Source organism: Enterobacter cloacae complex sp. I3, from assembly GCF_014896175.1.
Taxonomy (GTDB): Bacteria; Pseudomonadota; Gammaproteobacteria; order Enterobacterales; family Enterobacteriaceae; genus Enterobacter; species Enterobacter bugandensis.
Genome location: NZ_JADBQZ010000035.1, coordinates 1 through 3116 on the forward strand (window position 1 = coordinate 1; position 3116 = coordinate 3116).

At 53.6% G+C, this 3116-nt stretch carries 2 rRNA genes; both read right to left on the reverse strand.

The features are described 5' to 3' along the window. Positions 1–114: ribosomal RNA gene (rrf, locus tag IM271_RS20100) — 5S ribosomal RNA — on the reverse strand; the annotation flags it as partial. Between the two features lie 73 nt (positions 115–187). Then, positions 188–3091 (reverse strand): 23S ribosomal RNA (locus IM271_RS20105). Positions 3092–3116 lie beyond the last annotated feature (25 nt).

Sequence of the window (3116 nt, forward strand, 5' to 3'; positions counted from 1 at the left end):
CTGGCAGTTCCCTACTCTCACATGGGGAGACCCCACACTACCATCGGCGCTACGGCGTTTCACTTCTGAGTTCGGCATGGGGTCAGGTGGGACCACCGCGCTAAAGCCGCCAGGCAAATTCTGTTAATCTGTATCAGGCTGAAATTTGATTGTCTGTCTCTCACCGCCAAAACAGCTTCGGCGTTGTAAGGTTAAGCCTCACGGTTCATTAGTACCGGTTAGCTCAACGCATCGCTGCGCTTACACACCCGGCCTATCAACGTCGTCGTCTTCAACGTTCCTTCAGGAGACTTATAGTCTCAGGGAGAACTCATCTCGGGGCAAGTTTCGTGCTTAGATGCTTTCAGCACTTATCTCTTCCGCATTTAGCTACCGGGCAGTGCCATTGGCATGACAACCCGAACACCAGTGATGCGTCCACTCCGGTCCTCTCGTACTAGGAGCAGCCCCCCTCAATTCTCCAGCGCCCACGGCAGATAGGGACCGAACTGTCTCACGACGTTCTAAACCCAGCTCGCGTACCACTTTAAATGGCGAACAGCCATACCCTTGGGACCTACTTCAGCCCCAGGATGTGATGAGCCGACATCGAGGTGCCAAACACCGCCGTCGATATGAACTCTTGGGCGGTATCAGCCTGTTATCCCCGGAGTACCTTTTATCCGTTGAGCGATGGCCCTTCCATTCAGAACCACCGGATCACTATGACCTGCTTTCGCACCTGCTCGAGCCGTCACTCTCGCAGTCAAGCTAGCTTATGCCATTGCACTAACCTCCTGATGTCCGACCAGGATTAGCTAACCTTCGTGCTCCTCCGTTACTCTTTGGGAGGAGACCGCCCCAGTCAAACTACCCACCAGACACTGTCCGCAACCCGGATTACGGGTCCACGTTAGAACACCAGCCATTAAAGGGTGGTATTTCAAGGACGGCTCCACGCAGACTGGCGTCCACGCTTCAAAGCCTCCCACCTATCCTACACATCAAGGACCAGTGTTCAGTGTCAAGCTATAGTAAAGGTTCACGGGGTCTTTCCGTCTTGCCGCGGGTACACTGCATCTTCACAGCGAGTTCAATTTCACTGAGTCTCGGGTGGAGACAGCCTGGCCATCATTACGCCATTCGTGCAGGTCGGAACTTACCCGACAAGGAATTTCGCTACCTTAGGACCGTTATAGTTACGGCCGCCGTTTACCGGGGCTTCGATCAAGAGCTTCGCGTTGCCGCTAACCCCATCAATTAACCTTCCGGCACCGGGCAGGCGTCACACCGTATACGTCCACTTTCGTGTTTGCACAGTGCTGTGTTTTTAATAAACAGTTGCAGCCAGCTGGTATCTTCGACTGATTTCAGCTCCGTCCGCAGGGACTTCACCTACATATCAGCGTGCCTTCTCCCGAAGTTACGGCACCATTTTGCCTAGTTCCTTCACCCGAGTTCTCTCAAGCGCCTTGGTATTCTCTACCTGACCACCTGTGTCGGTTTGGGGTACGATTTCGTGTTACCTGATGCTTAGAGGCTTTTCCTGGAAGCAGGGCATTTATCACTTCAGCACCGTAGTGCCTCGTCATCACGCCTCAGTGTTAAAGTGAACCGGATTTGCCTGGAACACACACCTACACGCTTAAACCGGGACAACCGTCGCCCGGCTGACATAGCCTTCTCCGTCCCCCCTTCGCAGTAACACCAAGTACAGGAATATTAACCTGTTTCCCATCGACTACGCCTTTCGGCCTCGCCTTAGGGGTCGACTCACCCTGCCCCGATTAACGTTGGACAGGAACCCTTGGTCTTCCGGCGAGCGGGCTTTTCACCCGCTTTATCGTTACTTATGTCAGCATTCGCACTTCTGATACCTCCAGCATGCCTCACAGCACACCTTCAACGGCTTACAGAACGCTCCCCTACCCAACAACGCATAAGCGTCGCTGCCGCAGCTTCGGTGCATGGTTTAGCCCCGTTACATCTTCCGCGCAGGCCGACTCGACCAGTGAGCTATTACGCTTTCTTTAAATGATGGCTGCTTCTAAGCCAACATCCTGGCTGTCTGTGCCTTCCCACATCGTTTCCCACTTAACCATGACTTTGGGACCTTAGCTGGCGGTCTGGGTTGTTTCCCTCTTCACGACGGACGTTAGCACCCGCCGTGTGTCTCCCGTGATAACATTCTTCGGTATTCGTAGTTTGCATCGGGTTGGTAAGCCGGGATGGCCCCCTAGCCGAAACAGTGCTCTACCCCCGAAGATGAATTCACGAGGCGCTACCTAAATAGCTTTCGGGGAGAACCAGCTATCTCCCGGTTTGATTGGCCTTTCACCCCCAGCCACAGGTCATCCGCTAATTTTTCAACATTAGTCGGTTCGGTCCTCCAGTTAGTGTTACCCAACCTTCAACCTGCCCATGGCTAGATCACCGGGTTTCGGGTCTATACCCTGCAACTTAACGCCCAGTTAAGACTCGGTTTCCCTGCGGCTCCCCTATACGGTTAACCTTGCTACAGAATATAAGTCGCTGACCCATTATACAAAAGGTACGCAGTCACACCCGAAGGTGCTCCCACTGCTTGTACGTACACGGTTTCAGGTTCTTTTTCACTCCCCTCGCCGGGGTTCTTTTCGCCTTTCCCTCACGGTACTGGTTCACTATCGGTCAGTCAGGAGTATTTAGCCTTGGAGGATGGTCCCCCCATATTCAGACAGGATACCACGTGTCCCGCCCTACTCTTCGAGTTCACAACCTGTGCATTTTCGTGTACGGGACTGTCACCCTGTACCGTGCGACTTTCCAGACGCTTCCACTAACACACAAGCTGATTCAGACTCCGGGCTGCTCCCCGTTCGCTCGCCGCTACTGGGGGAATCTCGGTTGATTTCTTTTCCTCGGGGTACTTAGATGTTTCAGTTCCCCCGGTTCGCCTCGTTAACCTATGTATTCAGTTAACGATAGTGTGACGGATCACACTGGGTTTCCCCATTCGGACATCGCCGGGTCAAAGGTTCATATCACCTCGCCGGCGCTTTTCGCAGATTAGCACGTCCTTCATCGCCTCTGACTGCCAGGGCATCCACCGTGTACGCTTAGTCGCTTAACCTCACAACCCGAAGATGTTTCACTTC